The organism is Dyella choica (assembly GCF_003977665.1).
Taxonomy (GTDB): domain Bacteria; phylum Pseudomonadota; class Gammaproteobacteria; order Xanthomonadales; family Rhodanobacteraceae; genus Dyella_B; species Dyella_B choica.
The window spans coordinates 131,015-146,511 of sequence record NZ_RYYV01000008.1 but is presented as its reverse complement, the minus strand read 5'-3'; the positions used below and the strand labels follow the sequence as shown (position 1 = coordinate 146,511).

The 15,497-nt window shown below is 63.2% G+C and carries 14 protein-coding genes and 1 riboswitch; of the genes, 3 read left to right on the top strand and 11 right to left on the bottom strand.

What is annotated here, in order from left to right; all coding sequences use genetic code 11:
* Positions 1 to 74: 74 nt before the first annotated feature.
* Positions 75 to 1,889, bottom strand: a complete 1,815-nt coding sequence (locus EKH80_RS12655) for a M56 family metallopeptidase (protein ID WP_126685122.1) — start codon at positions 1,887 to 1,889, stop codon at positions 75 to 77.
* A gap of 1 nt (position 1,890) precedes the next feature.
* A complete protein-coding gene (locus EKH80_RS12650; RefSeq protein WP_126685121.1) occupies positions 1,891 to 2,277 on the bottom strand; it encodes a BlaI/MecI/CopY family transcriptional regulator in 387 nt (128 codons plus the stop codon).
* Between the two features lie 192 nt (positions 2,278 to 2,469).
* On the opposite strand from EKH80_RS12650, the gene EKH80_RS12645 reads away from it, so the two are divergent.
* Both EKH80_RS12645 and EKH80_RS12640 read left to right on the top strand, forming a co-directional pair.
* Complete coding sequence (locus EKH80_RS12645) at positions 2,470 to 3,147, top strand: DUF2076 family protein (protein WP_126685120.1); 678 nt, start codon at positions 2,470 to 2,472, stop codon at positions 3,145 to 3,147.
* A 151-nt stretch (positions 3,148 to 3,298) separates the two neighbouring features.
* Positions 3,299 to 3,775 carry a GNAT family N-acetyltransferase gene (locus tag EKH80_RS12640; RefSeq protein ID WP_126685119.1) on the top strand — a complete coding sequence of 159 codons (477 nt, stop codon included), beginning with the start codon at positions 3,299 to 3,301 and terminating at the stop codon, positions 3,773 to 3,775.
* Positions 3,776 to 3,792: 17 nt separating this feature from the next.
* Here the strand turns inward: EKH80_RS12640 and EKH80_RS12635 are convergent, their stop codons facing one another.
* The 9 genes from EKH80_RS12635 to EKH80_RS12595 form a co-directional block, all read right to left on the bottom strand.
* Positions 3,793 to 4,221: a GNAT family N-acetyltransferase gene (locus EKH80_RS12635; RefSeq protein ID WP_126685118.1), complete on the bottom strand. Its 429-nt coding sequence runs from the start codon at positions 4,219 to 4,221 to the stop codon at positions 3,793 to 3,795.
* Between the two features lie 16 nt (positions 4,222 to 4,237).
* On the bottom strand, positions 4,238 to 5,245 hold the full coding sequence (locus EKH80_RS12630) for a ribonucleotide-diphosphate reductase subunit beta (RefSeq protein ID WP_126685117.1): 1,008 nt from the start codon (positions 5,243 to 5,245) through the stop codon (positions 4,238 to 4,240).
* Between the two features lie 98 nt (positions 5,246 to 5,343).
* Positions 5,344 to 7,746, bottom strand: a complete 2,403-nt coding sequence (locus EKH80_RS12625; RefSeq protein ID WP_126685183.1) for a ribonucleoside-diphosphate reductase subunit alpha — start codon at positions 7,744 to 7,746, stop codon at positions 5,344 to 5,346.
* A gap of 298 nt (positions 7,747 to 8,044) precedes the next feature.
* A riboswitch (cobalamin riboswitch) is annotated at positions 8,045 to 8,249 on the bottom strand.
* Positions 8,250 to 8,363: 114 nt separating this feature from the next.
* Positions 8,364 to 9,782 carry a DUF2867 domain-containing protein gene (locus EKH80_RS12620; protein WP_126685116.1) on the bottom strand — a complete coding sequence of 473 codons (1,419 nt, stop codon included), beginning with the start codon at positions 9,780 to 9,782 and terminating at the stop codon, positions 8,364 to 8,366.
* Between the two features lie 26 nt (positions 9,783 to 9,808).
* Positions 9,809 to 10,129, bottom strand: coding sequence for a metalloregulator ArsR/SmtB family transcription factor (locus EKH80_RS12615; RefSeq protein WP_126685115.1), 321 nt, complete (start codon positions 10,127 to 10,129; stop codon positions 9,809 to 9,811).
* An 89-nt stretch (positions 10,130 to 10,218) separates the two neighbouring features.
* On the bottom strand, positions 10,219 to 10,605 hold the full coding sequence (locus tag EKH80_RS12610) for a peptidase C13 (protein WP_126685114.1): 387 nt from the start codon (positions 10,603 to 10,605) through the stop codon (positions 10,219 to 10,221).
* Between the two features lie 454 nt (positions 10,606 to 11,059).
* Positions 11,060 to 12,166: a cell division protein ZapE gene (zapE, locus tag EKH80_RS12605; protein WP_126685113.1), complete on the bottom strand. Its 1,107-nt coding sequence runs from the start codon at positions 12,164 to 12,166 to the stop codon at positions 11,060 to 11,062.
* 164 nt (positions 12,167 to 12,330) lie between these two features.
* The gene (locus tag EKH80_RS12600) at positions 12,331 to 13,017 is read right to left on the bottom strand and encodes an alpha/beta hydrolase (protein ID WP_126685112.1); all 687 of its coding nucleotides are present in this window, start codon (positions 13,015 to 13,017) and stop codon (positions 12,331 to 12,333) included.
* 178 nt (positions 13,018 to 13,195) lie between these two features.
* A complete protein-coding gene (locus tag EKH80_RS12595) occupies positions 13,196 to 13,717 on the bottom strand; it encodes a c-type cytochrome (RefSeq protein ID WP_126685182.1) in 522 nt (173 codons plus the stop codon).
* A gap of 457 nt (positions 13,718 to 14,174) precedes the next feature.
* On the opposite strand from EKH80_RS12595, the gene EKH80_RS12590 reads away from it, so the two are divergent.
* Positions 14,175 to 15,446, top strand: a complete 1,272-nt coding sequence (locus EKH80_RS12590) for an efflux RND transporter periplasmic adaptor subunit (protein ID WP_126685111.1) — start codon at positions 14,175 to 14,177, stop codon at positions 15,444 to 15,446.
* The last annotated feature ends 51 nt before the right edge of the window (positions 15,447 to 15,497 follow it).

The window sequence follows — 15,497 nt, the reverse complement described above, 5'->3', positions numbered from 1 at the left end:
CGTCGGAGGGCGGTGCGTGCATGGCTGGATGTGCTGCCTGGACGACGGGTGCGCGTGCCTGCGCACCCCAACCGTTACTGATCCACAGGCTTGGCCAAGCCCTTGGCGATCGCGCTGCGCAGCATTTCGTCAAGCCGCTTGTTCATCTGTTGCGAACTGAGCTGTTGTTGCCTCGACATCGCCGTTTCGTGCCGGGACAGATCGGTTGCCTGCCTGGACAAGGCTGCCGCGGCCTGGTCGATGGCCTTGCTTTGGCGCTGTACCTCGGCCTCTTCGGCATCGATGCCACGCAATTGTCCTGCAAGGCTTGCCTCGTTGCCGATGCTGTCAGGCGATGCCGGTGCTGTGCGTGATGCCTCGCGTTGCGCCTGGATGGCGGCGCGGCGGCCTGCAATCTCGGACTGTCGCGATGCCAGCGCTCCCTGGCGCGCGGCCAGGGCCGCCTGCTGGCCGGCAAGCTCGCCTTGTTTGCCCGCCAGTTCGCCTTGAGCCTGAGCGAGTTGTGCGCTCTGTGCGTAGATGTCCTTGGCTTGCCGAATCGTGTCGGCGTTGCGGATCACATAGGATTTGCCGTTCTCGCGCAGCCATAGCAGCGAGCCATTCGTTTTGCTCAGGCGCCGCGCCAGGGCGAGGTCTGCGTCGCTGCCATCGACCACCACAGTGTCGCCATCGAGCAAGACGAAGCCGCGATCCGTATGGGGCTGCGTGTCGATATCCACATGATGGGCATGGAAGCTCGGAGCGGGCGGCGCTGGTGGCGGCGGTGGCGGTGGCGCAGGTACGGCTGGTGGAGCAGGAGGCGGTGCGGGAGGCACGTAGGCGACGCCGCTGGTAGCTGGCGTGACAATGGCCGCCGCGCCCGTTTGTCCCGCACTGGCTGTGGTTATGCGATAGGGCAGCACGCCGAACAATGCGATCGCCGCGACCAGCAGCCAGCTACGCATGCGCGGCGTCGTTTCGCTTTGCTGCAACATGAGCAATCGCCTCTTCAGGTTCTGGAAGGTGGAGGACGCACCGGCGAGGCTGGCGTGCATAGGATCGACCACGCCAAGGCGTACCAGCAGATGTCCGTAGCTGCGCGGTGCAGCGCCGTGATGCTGCAGTACTTGCGCATCACACGCGGCTTCGCGGTATACCGCGTATTCACGCATGGCCCAGCGCACCAGGGGATGGAAGAAGAACAGGCGCTGCGCGATGGCCGGTATCCAGCCCAGCCACAAGTCGCCGCGCCGGACATGCGCCAGTTCATGCGCCATCGCCATCGCCAGCTCCTCCGCGGACAGCGTTTGTTCGGCGGGCAGCAGCACCACTGGGCGCCACAGTCCGCTCACTTGCGGCGAAACGATGGCGTGCGAGATGCGCAATGCTGGTAGCCGGCGCAGGCCCAGCACGCGTGCCTGTCGGGCACACACCGCTTGCAGGCCCGCGTCAGTCACCGGCGTTGCTTGACGCACCAGGGCGCGGCCTTCCAGCCCCTGTCGTGCCGCCATGTACAGCTGCAGCAGCACGATGCAAGCCCAGGCGAACAGCACGGCAAGCGGCCATGACCAGGGCAGCTGTTCAGACACTGCAGGCATGATCGCTTGGGGTTTGGCGAACAAGACTTCCGTGCCGGCATGCACATGTGTATGGATGCTCGCCTGCTCAAGCAATGGGGAAGGCACGGGCGCCTGGGCTTTCAGCCAATGCAGTTGCACCGGTGTACCGACCACGGCACCTAGCACGAGCTGGGCGCCGACCAGCCACCAAAGCGTGCAGCGCACGGCGGGCGAAAGCCGCGGCAACGAGCGCATCACCAGCCACAGCACAGCGATCAACAAGGCAGCCTGCACCGAGCTCCAGGCGAGGCGGGCAAGCAAACTATCGGCGAGCGTGGTGAAGCTGGACATGTCAGGATTCCTTGCGCCGAGACTGCAATTGCGAAACCAGGGCTTCCAATTCGGCCAGTTCGTTGTCGCTGACTTCTCCTTTTTGCGACATCCAGGCCACGAACGGCGAGAGCGAGCCCGACAAGGTTTTCTCTACAAACTGCCCCACAGCGTTGCTCAACGCTTCGTTCGGCCCGGTTGCCGTGTTGTAGCGGTATACGCCCGCAACGTGGTGGCGCTTCAGGTAGCCCTTGGTGCGCAGGCGCTCCATCATGGTCAGCACGGTGGAGCGGGCCAGGCCGCGCGCCTCGCCGAAATCGGCGGCGACCTCGCCTACTGTGCCGTTCTCGTGTTCAGCCAGGTAATGCAGGAGCGCGAGCTCCTGGTCTCCTATGGATGCTTTGGCCATGACAAGCCTGTGTACGTGACTACAAGTGTAGTCAAGTTACTCTTTGACTACAGCTGTAGTCAATAGGCCGACCCCAACGCTTTCGTGAACCGGCGGCAAGGGCTAGGACGACTGGCACTCTTGAGGTCACACTTCCCGCGCATACTTCCACCCTTGCCGGCAGCGTGCCGGCACTAGCAACCCGGTGACCTCATGACCCCCCAGGAACAATCCCTCCTCGACGATTTCCTCCAGCGCCTGGCCGCCGTGAACGGCGTGAACAAGGACGCGCAGGCCGATGCGCTGATTCACCAGCGCCTGGCCGGCCAGCCAGACGCTGTTTACCTGTTGGTGCAGCGCTGTCTGTTGCAGCAGCACGCGCTGGATGCGGCCAAGGCGCAAATTGCGCAATTGCAGGCGCAGCAGGCCGGGCAGCAAGGAGGCGGCAGCTTCCTCGGCGGGCAGCCGCAGTCCGCGTGGGGCGCGAATCCGCCGCCCCCGCAGCAGCAGGCCGCTCCTGCGCAGGCGCCTACCTGGCGTGAGCGTTTATTTGGCAGCAGTGCCCCGGCCGCTCCCGCCCCGCAGCAGGGCGGTGGCTCCAGCTTCCTTGCCAATGCGGCTACTACTGCGGCCGGTGTAGCAGGTGGCATGTTCCTGTTCGACGGCATCGAAAACCTGCTCGGCGGACATCACGGCGGCGGCCTCTTCGGCGGTGGTTTAGGTGGTGGCCAACCGGAAATCATCGAGAACGTCACCGAGAACAACTTCTTCGACGACGGCAACAACAACAACCTGCCGAGCGGCGGCGATCGGGATTTCGCCTCCAACGATCTCGATGATGCGAACTTTGATAGCAGCGGCTTGGACGACGACGACAACAGCTGGACGTAAACCGCGGCCCATTTCAGCAAAGTATCGTTCCAGGTGCCTAGCCCTGGATGCCATCCATGCGGCGAGCTCGTGCAACCCCACCCCAACCCTCCCCTGCTTTTTGCAGGGGAGGGAGCCGTTCTGCGCAAACCCATACAAGGTCGGCAAAAACATGCAAGTAAGGAATGCGCAAATCAGTGAAACGGCCATGCTGGCGCAGCTCTGGTTCGACGGCTGGCAGGATGCGCACGCCGCGATCCTGCCGGTGGAACTGGCTCGATTGCGTACGCGGGAAAGTTTTGAGGAAAGGCTGTTACGCGGGCTTGCCGAAGTGCGGGTCATCGGCGCGGTCGGCACACCGCTCGGCTTCTGCATGCTGAAAGAGGACGAGCTTGACCAGTTGTTCGTCTCGGCCCAGGCGCGAGGCTCGGGTGTTGCGAACGCCCTGATGGTCGACGCAGAAGCAAGGCTCGCCGCCAAGGGCGTCCAGACCGCATGGCTGTCCTGCGCCATTGGCAATGATCGGGCGGCCCGGTTTTATGCGAAGAATGGCTGGCACAACACCGGCAGGTTTCTTACCGCGGTGGAAACGACCAGCGGGCCGTTCGAACTGGAAGTGTGGCGATTCGAGAAGCGCCTGATGGCGTAGGTTGACCCATCCTGCACTCAGCCAAGCTCTTTGCTGAAATAGATCCGGCTGGTGCCCGGCGGGTCGGTGGCAAAGCGACCGAACTCGCGCCAGCCGTGTTTCCGGTAAAAATCGGGCGCCTGGAAATTATTGGTGAACAACAGGCCGGAGCGGCACCCACGTTGTAGGCCTTCTTCCTCGGCCATGCGCAACAGTCTGCTGCCCAGGCCGGTGCCGCGCATCGACTCGGGCAGAAAGAACACGTCGATGAACAGCATGCCGCGCGAGGTACGGCCATTAAGCCCGCCCACCACGTCACCCGTGGCGGGATCGCGCACCAGCAACGCCAGCGGACGCTGGTCGCTGATGCCGCAGGCGGCGAAGTTGAATTGATCGAGCTGGCGGCGGATCGCTCCCAGCTCGTCGGTAGTGGGGGTGTCGGTAAGAATGATCGATGGCGAATCCATGGCCGACGATTATGCGTCAGAACGCCATGTCGAAAGCCACTTCGCCTTCGACGCCCACCTGATACGCCGAGACACGCCGCTCGAAGAAGTTGGTGACTTCCTGGACGTCCTGCAGGTCCATGAAATCGAACGGGTTCTTGGCGCCGTACTTCTTCGGCAGATCGAGCTGGGCAAGACGCTGGTCGGCGCAGTATTCGAGGTATTGGCGCATGTCCTTGACCGACAGCCCGGCGACACCGCCGGAAAGCACGTCTTCGGCAAATTGCGTTTCGCAGGCGATCGCTTCTTCCAGCATGGCCTCCACTTGCGCGCGCATGTCCTCATCGAACAGGTCAGGTTCCTGCGCGCGCACGGTGCGCACCACCGCGAAGGCAAAGGCCATGTGGCCGGATTCGTCACGGAACACCCAGTTGGTGCCCGAGGCCAGGCCGTGCAGCAGACCGCGCGAGCGCAGGAAGTACACGTAGGCGAAGGCGGCAAAGAAGAACAGGCCCTCGATGCAGGCGGCGAAGCAGATCAGGTTGAGCAGGAATTGCCGGCGCTGCCCGCGCGTTTCCAGCTTCCGCAGGTTCTGGATCGAGTCGATCCACTTGAAGCAAAACGCGCCTTTCTGCCGGATGGACGGAATGTTCTCGATCGCCGCGAAAGCTTTGTTGCGTTCGTTGGGGTCGGGAATATAGGTATCCAGCAGGGTGAGGTAGAACTGCACGTGCAGAGCTTCCTCGAACAGCTGGCGCGAAAGGTACATGCGCGCTTCCGGCGCATTGATGTGCTGGTACAGGTTCAGCACCAGGTTGTTTGCCACGATGGTGTCGCCGGTGGCGAAGAAGGCGACCAGGCGATGGATCAGGTGCCGATCCGCCTCGGTCATCTTCGCCTTGAGGTCGGTGACGTCGAGCGAGAAATCCACTTCCTCCACCGTCCAGGTGTTCTTGATCGCATTGCGATACATCTCGTAGAACTCGGGGTAGCGCATCGGGCGCAGAGTGAGTTCGAAGCCGGGGTCGAGGATGTGCTCGGACATGGGTGTTCCTTGATCAGGCTTATGCAGCCTGGCGAATGGTTTGGTCTCGCTCAGTCGTCATCCCAGCTTGTGCTGGAATGACGGTGGAGAGCTGACGATTACTGGCAGGCTTCGCAGTACTCGGGGTTTTCCAGCGAGCAGAACACCGCGGCCGTGGCCGCTTCTTGCGCGTCGGGTACGGTGGCCGCAACAGCCGTAGAGGTGACGGTGGTCTTCGCGATCTTGGTGGCCGGCCGCGAGCGCAGGTAGTAGGTGGTCTTGATGCCTGCTTTCCACGCGTACATGTACATGGAGCTGAGTTGGCCGATGTTCGGGTTTTCCATGAACAGGTTCAGCGACTGGCTCTGGTCGATGTAGGCACCGCGTGCGGCGCCCAGGTCGATCAGCGCTTTCTGCGGCAGTTCCCATACCGTGCGATAGATCGAACGCAGGCGTTCCGGAATCGCGCTGATACCCTGGATCGAGCCTTCCGCCAGCTTGATCGCATCGCGGATTTCCGACGTCCACAGCCCCAGCGCCTTCAGCTCATCCACCAGGTGGCGGTTCACCACCAGGAAGTCGCCGGACAGCGTCTCGCGCTTGAACAGATTGCTGACCTGCGGCTCGATGCATTCATAGCAGCCGGCGATGGAGGCGATCGTCGCGGTGGGCGCGATGGCGATCAGCAGCGAGTTGCGCAGGCCCTTGGCCTTGATCGCCGCGCGCAGCGCATCCCAGCGTTCGAGATCATGCGGCTTGGCGTTCGGCCAGTAGTCGAACTGGAGTTCGCCGTTCGCCGCGCGGCTTTCGGCAAAGCCTGGATGCGCGCCATGCTGTTCGGCCAGCGCGTTCGATTGCGCCAGTGCGTTGTAATAGATCTCCTCGGCGATGCGCGTGGACAACTCCTGGGCTTCCGTCGAATCGAACGGAAGGCGCAACTTGAAGAAGACGTCTTGCAGGCCCATCACACCCAGGCCCACCGGGCGCCATTTGCGATTGGCGGTGGCGGCGGTGTCGATCGGGTAGAAATTCAGGTCGATCACGCGATCGAGCTGGCGCACCGCCGTGCGCACGGTGGCAGCGAGCTTGGCAAAATCGAACGCGCCATCGACCACGTGACGGGAGAGATTGACCGAGCCCAGATTGCACACCGCCGTTTCGCCGGCGTTGGTCACTTCCAGGATCTCGGTGCACAGGTTCGAAAGATGGATGACGTTCTCGGCCTTGGCCGTCTGGTTGCTGGTGGCGTTGGAGCGATCCTTGAAGGTCATCCAGCCGTTGCCAGTCTGCGCCAGCGTGCGCAGCATGCGCGCGTAAAGCTCGCGCGCCTTCACCGTCTTGACCGCCAGGCCTTCGGCTTCCGCCTTATGATAGGCACGCTCGAAGGTTTCGCCCCAGCTGTCGACGAAATGCGGTACCACCTTCGGGTCGAACAGCGACCAGTTGCCGTCGTGTTCCACGCGGCGCATGAATTCGTCCGGAATCCAGTTGGCCAGGTTGAGGTTGTGCGTGCGGCGGGCTTCGTCGCCGGTGTTGTCGCGCAGTTCGAGGAATTCCTCGATGTCCGCGTGCCACGGTTCCAGGTACACGCAGGCCGCGCCCTTGCGCTTGCCGCCCTGGTTCACAGCGGCGACCGAGGCATCCAGCGTCTTCAGCCACGGCACCAGGCCGTTGGAGTGGCCGTTGGTGCCCTTGATCAGCGAACCGCGTGAACGCACGCGCGAGTAGGCAAGGCCAATGCCGCCGGCGAACTTGCTGAGCTTGGCCACGTCGCCGTACTTCTCATAGATCGATTCCAGCGAATCCTGCGGCGAGTCGAGCAGGAAGCAGGAACTGAGCTGTTCGTGCGCGGTGCCGGCGTTGAACAGCGTAGGCGAACTGGCGATGTATTCCAGCGAAGAGAGCAGGCGATACAGCTCCAGCGTCTCGCCGATGTCGTTGCCGCCGAGCGCGCAGGCGATGCGCATGAAAAAGTACTGTGGCGTCTCGATCACCTTGCGTAGCTGCGGGTGACGCAGCAGGTAGCGGTCGTAAACCGTGCGCAGGCCGAAGTATTCGAAGCGGCGCGAGGCGTGTGGGTCGACCGCGTCGTTGAGCTTGCGCGCGTTCTCGGCCACGAAATCGCGCAGGCGCGCGTTGGCGATGCCGAGCTCGGCGCCCCGTGCGATGGATTGCGAGAAGCTCTGGATTTCCTGTCCGCTCACTTCCTTGTCGATGAAGGCGTTGAGCAGTCGCGCAGCAAGCTGGCCGTATTCGGGCTCTTCCGCGGTCAACGCGGCGGCGGTGCGGATGGAGAGCTGATCCAGCTCCTGCGTGGAGGCGCCGTCATATAGGCCGCCGATGGTCTTCAGCGCGACGCGCAACGGATCCACCGCGTGCAGGCCTTCGGCACTGCGTGTTACCGCGCGGACGATCTTGTTGACATCGACGACTTCGTGCCGGCCGCTGCGCTTGGTGACGCGCATCTGGCCGGGGTTGTGCGGGGGTGTCAGGGTGAAAGGGGCTTCGGCAGTTGCGGACATCGTGACAGAGGTAGTTAGGGCCGACGGGCTGGCGTCGGCGGAGAAGACGGCTGTATCCGCGCGGTCGGCTGTGCGCTCGCGCGATTCGGTATCGACAGGCTGCATGACGGAGGCTCCGGGTTGCGGAATCTGGCCGGACCGGAGGATCCGGTGATGGCGGGCAGACTCCTTCGACTCAACCACCTGCTCCCGCGCGCAGGGCTGAGGTGGCGGTAGCCGCGGTCGCGCGCCCGACACGTGTGACTACCACGTCGTGCGTACGCCCCTCCCACGGAGGCCGTCACCGGCGGCATGGCACTCCGGCCAAGCCGTGTCGGCAGGTCTTCGGACTTGCGGATGTGGGCCTCGCGACCCGCCTACTCACCCGGCTTCCCGGCCGATGAAGGCCAGTGCCAATTCGGGCTTTCGTCTCCGCCTACCGCTGCGGGGCAGTTCCGGCTTCGCACCGGATTCCCTAGCCACCTCGAAAATCCGGGGTGGCGACCGACGGGGCACAACATATCGGGGTCGTCCTCGCCGGTCAACCCAATAATTTGTGGATAAGCCGGTGGATAAGCGGTGCGAGTCCAGCCGCCATGCGGCCTGCGGGAGGTGCGGTTTTTTTTCAGTCCGACCGCTCACCCAGGCCGGTTGCCTGTGCGCAGGTGCTCGATCGCCTGCCGCAACAGCGTGGGGGCGATATAGCGCCGGTGAACACGCTCGATCAGCGCCATATAGATGTGTCCGAACGGGTTCGCGCAGCGAACGCGGGTACCTAGCGTGAAGTCGATGCGATCGCCGGTGACGGCCACTCCCACGCACGAACGAAACAGCAGATGCCTGTCGTTGGCGCCAAGTACGACCTGACTGTGCGCGTCGTGGGCGTCGGAAGCTTGTTCGCGTACGGGAAATCGGCCAGCGTAGAGGCTGGGACCGGGCGGGGCGAGCAGTGACGACACAGGGCATCCCAGCGGCGATGTTCGCAAACCCAGCGGTCTTACCAGAAGGTTGCGCAACTGCATCAGGAAGCTGACGCTCATCGGCGGGCTTTGCACGAATGCTTCGAGCAATCCGGTCAGCAGTTGCGTTGCGCCAAGTCGCGCCAGGGTCGGGTCGACCAGGCTGACCAGGCAATGATCCTCATGGTGGACGGGCCCGTCGTTCAATTGATGATGCAGAAGCGAACCGGCAGGAGCTTCGGTCTGCGTGACGGCCGCCAGCTCGCTGCTCCACCAGTAACCGCGGCTGTTTCCCAAGCTAGTGATGTATCCACGTAACCTGCCCAACGTGCGACGAACCACGTTGCAAAGCGCGCTTTGCAACGTGCCGGCAGGTTCATCCAGCGACAGGGCGATGGTAGGGATATGCCGATGATCCAGCGGCGTGCGGCGCAGGAGTTCCGCGACGCTGGAAGGCGGCAGCTCGGTCAGCGTGTGGAGCGTGGCATCGTTCGTCAGCACTTGTTGCCTCAGCGCATCCGGCAGGTCGCCGCCCAATTCATTGGTATGGCAGGAAACGGCGAACAAGGCCGGGTGCCCTGAGCGTTCTTTCAATGGCGTGAACTGATGCCAGGTGCCGCCGCCGAAGCGGACGGTAAAAAGACAATCCGGTGGTATCTCCACGCAGCGCAAGGCTTCGATGAAACGGGACGGATCACGTGAGATCTCGGCATCGCTCGCCGTGGAGAAGCGCAGCCGGGTGCCGCCGCTGCCGGATACGGCAGTAAACACGCGATGCCCGGCGTGCCGATGAAAGGGATGCCCGTTGGCGCCAACAGTGAACGTGTACAACGCGGTAGCGTCGCCATTCTGAAAATCCGTGTCGCCGATACGCGCAGACGGCTCATCCAGCTCATCTTGGAATTTGTCGTGATGGCGCTGCCTGGCCAGCACGCCGACGAACAGCTGATTGCCGGCGCCATGCCCGAGCTGTCCGATCAGGGAAACTTCGACGGGCAGGCCGCCGTGCGGGGAGGGCAGGCGCACCGACGGAAAACTCGGTACCGTGCGCCGGAATGGCAAGCCCGGCAAAACCCATGCAGCTTGTGCGACCGACATGTTTCCCCCTTTGGCAAACTTGACGTTCAGGATTTGTGCTTGGCAGCGCGCAACTGACGCGATTCGCGCTTCAATGGCCGCCCGCGCGGGCATATCTCGAAGGCAAAACTGGTAAGCGTGTTGACCAGGTTGTCGCTGTTGAGGCTGTAGTAGACGTATTGCCCGCGCCTTTCGCTCTTCACCAGGCTGGCCGTTTCCAGGATCGACAGATGGCGGGAGACGGCGGGGGCACTCATGGCGAACCGCCCGGCGATTTCGCCTGCGGTCAATTCCTGCTTGGACAAATAGGCGAGGATCTCGCGCCGTGGACGCGAAGCGAGCGCTTCGAAGATCAGGTCGATGGCCATAAGTATTTAAGCAATTAACATATTAGTTAATTATTTGCCCACGCTCGGCCGAGCGTCAAGTGCCGGTGCGCCGTTAGGGCGAGGCCCGCCTACATGCTTACGTCGATTTCGACCGGGTAATTCACCGAGCCGGTGAGCTTCGGCGGAACGGGAAACGTCCATGCCGAGAATTGGCCGGCAAGGCACTTGGCGACCGGCGTCGGCGCGCGCACTTCGACGTTCAAGGGATGCCCATCGGGCGAGATGTCGGCAACCAGCGTGAAAGGCGACTTGTCAGCGGGAGCGTTGCTCGCCAGACAGGCTTTCAGCGCGTCGGTCATCGGGTTGCCGGTCTTGGCCCAGAATTGCTTCTGATAGGCCGGTCCGCTGGCGCCGGCTTCGGCCATCTTGGCGCGCTGTACGCGTGCGGTGAAAGTATCCGTCGCTGCGGCAGGCTGCGAACCCGCCAGCAGGGCGAAGGCAATGCTGGTCAGCATGGCGGCCATTCCATCGCAGGGTGAAGACGCCAACGTACCAGCAGAGGCGGTGGGAAGTGAAGCTGCTCGGGGTCGTATCCTGTGTGGGTTTGAGCCTGCTTTTTGGCCCGCCATCCCAACAAATCCTGGGGCTGTCCATTTAGTGGGGATGTTTCAAACCACCTTGCCGTCATCCCAGCGAAGGCTCAATGGTGTCCGGGGAAAATTCGACACGTGATCGCAAGGCCTTGTGGTCCCTCACCGTCATTCCGGCGCAGGCCGGAATCCAGTCTCAATACGTGTCCGAAGGACACAAAACCAGGCTTTGAGTGCTTTGCACGATGTATTGAAACTGGATTCCGGCCTGCGCCGGAATGACGGCGAGGCAAGAGGAGAGGGTAGGTAAATATAAGCGCGTAGGCTGGGATGAAATCCCAGCATCGCCGTCTGTATGAAGCTGGGATTTCATCCCAGCCTACGGGCGATGCTCCAGCGCAAGATATTCCTCGCTCTGCATCTCGATCAAACGGGATTCAGTGCGCCCGAATTCCGCACGAAGACGTTCGCCGTCGTACAGCTCGGTAATCGGTGTGGCGGCCGAAAGAATCAGCTTGACGTGGCGATCGTAGAACTCGTCCACCAATTGCACGAAGCGCTTGGCCGGGTCCTCGCTGTAGACGGTGAACTGCGGTACGTTGGAAATGATGATGGCCGGCGCCGTTTTCGCCAGCGCGATGTAGTCGGCGACGGCGCGGGGGCCGTCGCATAGGGCGGCGAAGTCGAACCAGAGAATATTGCTTGTGCGCTTGCGTACGGGAATCGGGCGATCGTTGATGACGATTGTGCCGCCTTCGACACTCTCTCCCTGCGTCTGGCTGGCAAAGATACGGGCCAGTTCGCGCTCGGCTTCCGCACCGGGCGGCGTGTGATACACGGGCGCATGGGTGAGCGCGCGCAGGCGCCAATCGTGGGAGGAAACCATTTCCAGCACCTGGCAATGCTGCTTGATCGAGGCAATGGCCGGCAGGAAGCGCGCACGCTGCAGGCCTTCTTTGTAGAGGTTGTCGGGTGCCGTGTTGGACGTGGTCACCAGGGTGACACCGCGTGCGAACAAGGCCTCCAGCAGCTTGGCCAGAATCATCGCATCGCCGATGTCGTTGACCAGGAATTCGTCCAGGCACAGTACGCGGCAGCGCTGCGCAAGGCCTGCGGCGACCTCGACCAGTGGATCCTGGCGTTCGCCGAGTTCACGCAGGCTTTCGTGCACTTCGCCCATGAAACGATGAAAGTGACGCCGCAAGGCGACACCATGCGGCAGGCTGGCGGCAAACAGATCCATCAGGAAGGTCTTGCCGCGACCCACGCTGCCCCACAGGTACAGGCCGGGCACGGCTTGGCGCTCCTCGCCGCCGAGCAAGGATCTCAGGCGGCCGAACAGGCCGTTGCCGTTGGTGGCAGAGGCGCACAGGGCCGCTTGCATGCGGTCGAAGGCCGGCAGCACCGCCAGCTGTGCAGGGTCGGAGTTCCAGCGGTGGGCGGCTACGCCTTCCTGGTAACGCGCGCTGGGGGAGAGTTCGGTCATGGGGCTGTCTTGCTTGGAAGTTGATCTGCAACGTCAGCGGCCGCCATCTTCTCGAAGGCGCGCTGTAGTCCGGGGGAGGCCTTGTAGGCTGGGATGACAATCCCAGCTTTCCATCCGGCAACCCGAATGCTGGGATTGTCATCCCAGCCTACCCATTGCCGGCATCACTCGCGCGCGGGGGGGAGATAATCCTGCGCCCAATGCTTCACCGCGCCGCGCAGGTCCATCAGCCGCCGATGGAAGAAATGTCCGGTCTCGGGCATGCGGACCAATTCGGGCGGCGGCTCAAGACTGTCGATCCAGTCGAACACGGCTTGCGGTTCCACGATTTCGTCTTCCTCGCCCATCACCACCAGCCAAGGGCAGGCGGGCAGGGCGAGTGTTTCGTGCGACCAGCGGCCTACCGGCGGCGCGATGCTGATCAGCGCATCGGCTTGCAGTTTCACCGCATTGCGCAGCGTGACGTAGCTGCCGAACGAAAAGCCGGCCAGCCACAAGGTATCGTTGGGACGCAGCTTGCGTACCCACGCTACCGCAGCGGCAAGGTCGTCGCTTTCGCCGCGGCCTTCGTCGTACTCGCCGGCCGATTCTCCGGCACTGCGGAAATTGAAGCGTAGAGTGTCCAGTCCGCACTCACGCAAACTGCGTTCCAGCATGGTCACCACTTTGTTGCGCATGGTGCCGCCGTCCTTGGAATTGGGATGGCAGATCACGGCCACGCCGCGGCGTGCGCAGGGCCGTTCGGCCGTGTCGCTGATGGCCTCGAGCGGGCCGACGGGGCCTTGCAGGGTGAATTCGGCGAGGGCGTCCGGGAAGGCGGACGGGGTGGGAGAGGGGGCAGCTTGGGTCATGCGGCGAATGATAGCTGCCCAGCTCGGTTCGCGTTTTCCAGGGGGCTCGCTGCCAACCTTTGCGTAGGTTGGGATGGCAATCCCAGCATCGCGCGTTTGGCATGTATGGTAATGCTGGGTTTCGCAACTCAGCCTACGGGGCTGCCACCTGGCGGCGGTGTTCAGCGCGAACCGTAACTTATTTCGCCTGATCCACGATCCACTTCACCGCCGCCTGTACCTGCGCATCGGTCAGCGAAGGGTTGCCGCCCTTGGCCGGCATCGTGTTGCCATCCGGGCCGTGGTAGCCGTCGATGGCGTGCTTGACCAGCGTGTCCAGGCCCTGCGCGACGCGCGGCGCCCAGACAGCCTTGTTGCCCAGTACCGGCGCGCCAGCCACGCCGGCGGTATGGCAGCTATGGCAAAGGTTGTCGTAGATGGTCTTGCCGTCGGTGGTGCCGCCGTAGGCGACCTGTGCGGCGGCGGCTTTGGCGGCGGCTTCCTGCGCGGCCAGCATGGCGGCGCGACCGGTGTTGCCTGCATAGACGGCGCCGTTCGGCGCGAGGCTGGTGGAAAGTTGTTGCGCGGCGTTCGGATCGGTTTCCTTCGGCTCGTGCTCGTAGATCGTCCATGCGGTAAAGATCAGGACCAGGGTCAGTACGCCGAGGCCAGCGATCAGCAGCGAGAACTGACGCAGGAAACTCTGGTCGGATTTGCTCATGGAACCGCTCACGCAAGTACTCCAGTCATCGAATGATTAGTCTGGAAAGCCGCCACGCTTCCCCCGTGACGTACCTTGGCGCCCCTGGCGACCCTGCCGCGGCAGCCCGGATCGCTCCGATTACCGCGCGCAACAAGGCTTGGAGTATAGACGAAGCCCGCAACAAGTTGAGCTACCGGCCCGCCGTATCCCCGCTGCCGCACCGCGGCGATTTGTCCGGGGACGTAAAGTTGTGTAGCGCCGCGCCAATCCGGAAGGCATACCGTCACGCCCGGCTGCTACCCTCCCAAGACTGTGCCGCCAGGACTATGCCATCGGTCATAAGGCACCCGTGTCGACTGGCATTGTCCAAGTTCGTTGGGCAGCGCCTATGCTTGTTCGCAAGCTATAACGCAAGAATGCATCGTTTGCGCCGGCGGAGTCGGGTGGTTTCGCCGTTTTATTGCAGGAGTTTCACATGTCGCGTTTTTGGAAGATCGCGTTGACCGTCATCGTCGTGCTTGTGGTGGGTGGAGTGGGCTACCGCCTGCTGCATAAGCCCGGCGCGGAAGCCGGAGCCGGCGGCCATCACAAATCGTCGGCCCAGGACGGCGGCGCCCCGGGAACGTCAGGCGCCAATGGCCAGGACAAGGACAACACGCCGGTGCCGGTGACGGTAGAGCCCACCGTCAAGCAGAGCGTGCCGGTGTATCTGACCGCCCTTGGTACCGTTACTGCGCGCAACAGCGTCACGATCAATCCGCAGGTTGGCGGCCAGCTGTGGGAGATCAACTTCCAGGAAGGCCAGGCGGTGAAGAAGGGCGACGTGATCGCGCAGATCGACCCGCGCACCTATCAGGCTGCCTATGACCAGGCCGTGGCGAAGCAGAAGCAGGACGAAGCCTCGCTGGCCACCGCCATCAGCACGCTGGACCGCAACCAGAAGCTGGTGGCCAGCGGCTATGTGGCGGCGTTGAACATCGATACCTACCGCAACAACGTCAACCAGCTCAAGGCGACGGTGGTGGCTGACGAGGCCAGCGTACGCTCGACCAAGGTGCAACTCGATTTCACCAAGATCATTTCGCCGATCGATGGCGTGGCCGGCATCCGCCAGGTCGACCCGGGCAATGTCGTGACCACCAGCACGGCCATCGTCACGCTCACGCAAGTCCAGCCGATCTACATCGTGTTTCCCCTGCCGGAGCAGAACCTCGAGGCGGTGCGCGATTCCTTCCAGAACGGCAGCAACAAGCTGGAGGTGATCGCGCTGGACCGCGCCGATGCGCATCCGCTGGATACGACTGGCACGCTGCAAGTGGTCGACAATCTGATCGATACCTCCACCGGGACCTTCAAACTGCGCGCGATCTTCGCCAATCCCACCAGCGCGCTGTGGCCGGGCCAGTTCGTGAATGTGCGGCTGCGCGTGCGCACCGTGGCCGGCGGCCTGGTGATTCCCGCCCAGGCGGTGCAGCGTGGTCCGGATGGCGATTTCGTCTACAAGCTGCAGCAGGACCAGACGGTGGCGATGCAACCGGTGAATATCGCTGGCGAAGTGGGTGATAGCCACGTGATGGTGAGCACCGGCCTGAACGACGGTGACCAGGTGGTGACCGAGGGCCAGTTCCGCCTCAAGCCAGGCAGCAAGGTGAAGGCGCTGAAGCCGGGCGAAGTGCCGCCGGTGCAGGTGACTTCGGATGGCAACAAGGGCAAGCAGGGCGGTAAGCGCGGTGCCAGCGCCGGTTGATCAAGCCCCGCGCCATTCCATTCCCTCTCCCGGAGCGGGAGGGGCTTCGAC

Excerpts from the sequence above, each read along its gene's own strand:
- EKH80_RS12625 (WP_126685183.1), bottom strand. The coding sequence starts at position 7,746 with ATGTCCGCAACTGCCGAAGCCCCTTTCACCCTGACACCCCCGCACAAC.
- EKH80_RS12635 (WP_126685118.1), bottom strand. The coding sequence starts at position 4,221 with ATGGATTCGCCATCGATCATTCTTACCGACACCCCCACTACCGACGAG.
- EKH80_RS12655 (WP_126685122.1), bottom strand. The coding sequence starts at position 1,889 with ATGTCCAGCTTCACCACGCTCGCCGATAGTTTGCTTGCCCGCCTCGCC.
- EKH80_RS12640 (WP_126685119.1), top strand. The coding sequence starts at position 3,299 with ATGCAAGTAAGGAATGCGCAAATCAGTGAAACGGCCATGCTGGCGCAG.
- EKH80_RS12615 (WP_126685115.1), bottom strand. The coding sequence starts at position 10,129 with ATGGCCATCGACCTGATCTTCGAAGCGCTCGCTTCGCGTCCACGGCGC.
- EKH80_RS12645 (WP_126685120.1), top strand. The coding sequence starts at position 2,470 with ATGACCCCCCAGGAACAATCCCTCCTCGACGATTTCCTCCAGCGCCTG.
- EKH80_RS12650 (WP_126685121.1), bottom strand. The coding sequence starts at position 2,277 with ATGGCCAAAGCATCCATAGGAGACCAGGAGCTCGCGCTCCTGCATTAC.
- EKH80_RS12610 (WP_126685114.1), bottom strand. The coding sequence starts at position 10,605 with ATGCTGACCAGCATTGCCTTCGCCCTGCTGGCGGGTTCGCAGCCTGCC.
- EKH80_RS12595 (WP_126685182.1), bottom strand. The coding sequence starts at position 13,717 with ATGAGCAAATCCGACCAGAGTTTCCTGCGTCAGTTCTCGCTGCTGATC.
- EKH80_RS12630 (WP_126685117.1), bottom strand. The coding sequence starts at position 5,245 with ATGTCCGAGCACATCCTCGACCCCGGCTTCGAACTCACTCTGCGCCCG.
- EKH80_RS12600 (WP_126685112.1), bottom strand. The coding sequence starts at position 13,017 with ATGACCCAAGCTGCCCCCTCTCCCACCCCGTCCGCCTTCCCGGACGCC.
- EKH80_RS12620 (WP_126685116.1), bottom strand. The coding sequence starts at position 9,782 with ATGTCGGTCGCACAAGCTGCATGGGTTTTGCCGGGCTTGCCATTCCGG.
- zapE (WP_126685113.1), bottom strand. The coding sequence starts at position 12,166 with ATGACCGAACTCTCCCCCAGCGCGCGTTACCAGGAAGGCGTAGCCGCC.
- EKH80_RS12590 (WP_126685111.1), top strand. The coding sequence starts at position 14,175 with ATGTCGCGTTTTTGGAAGATCGCGTTGACCGTCATCGTCGTGCTTGTG.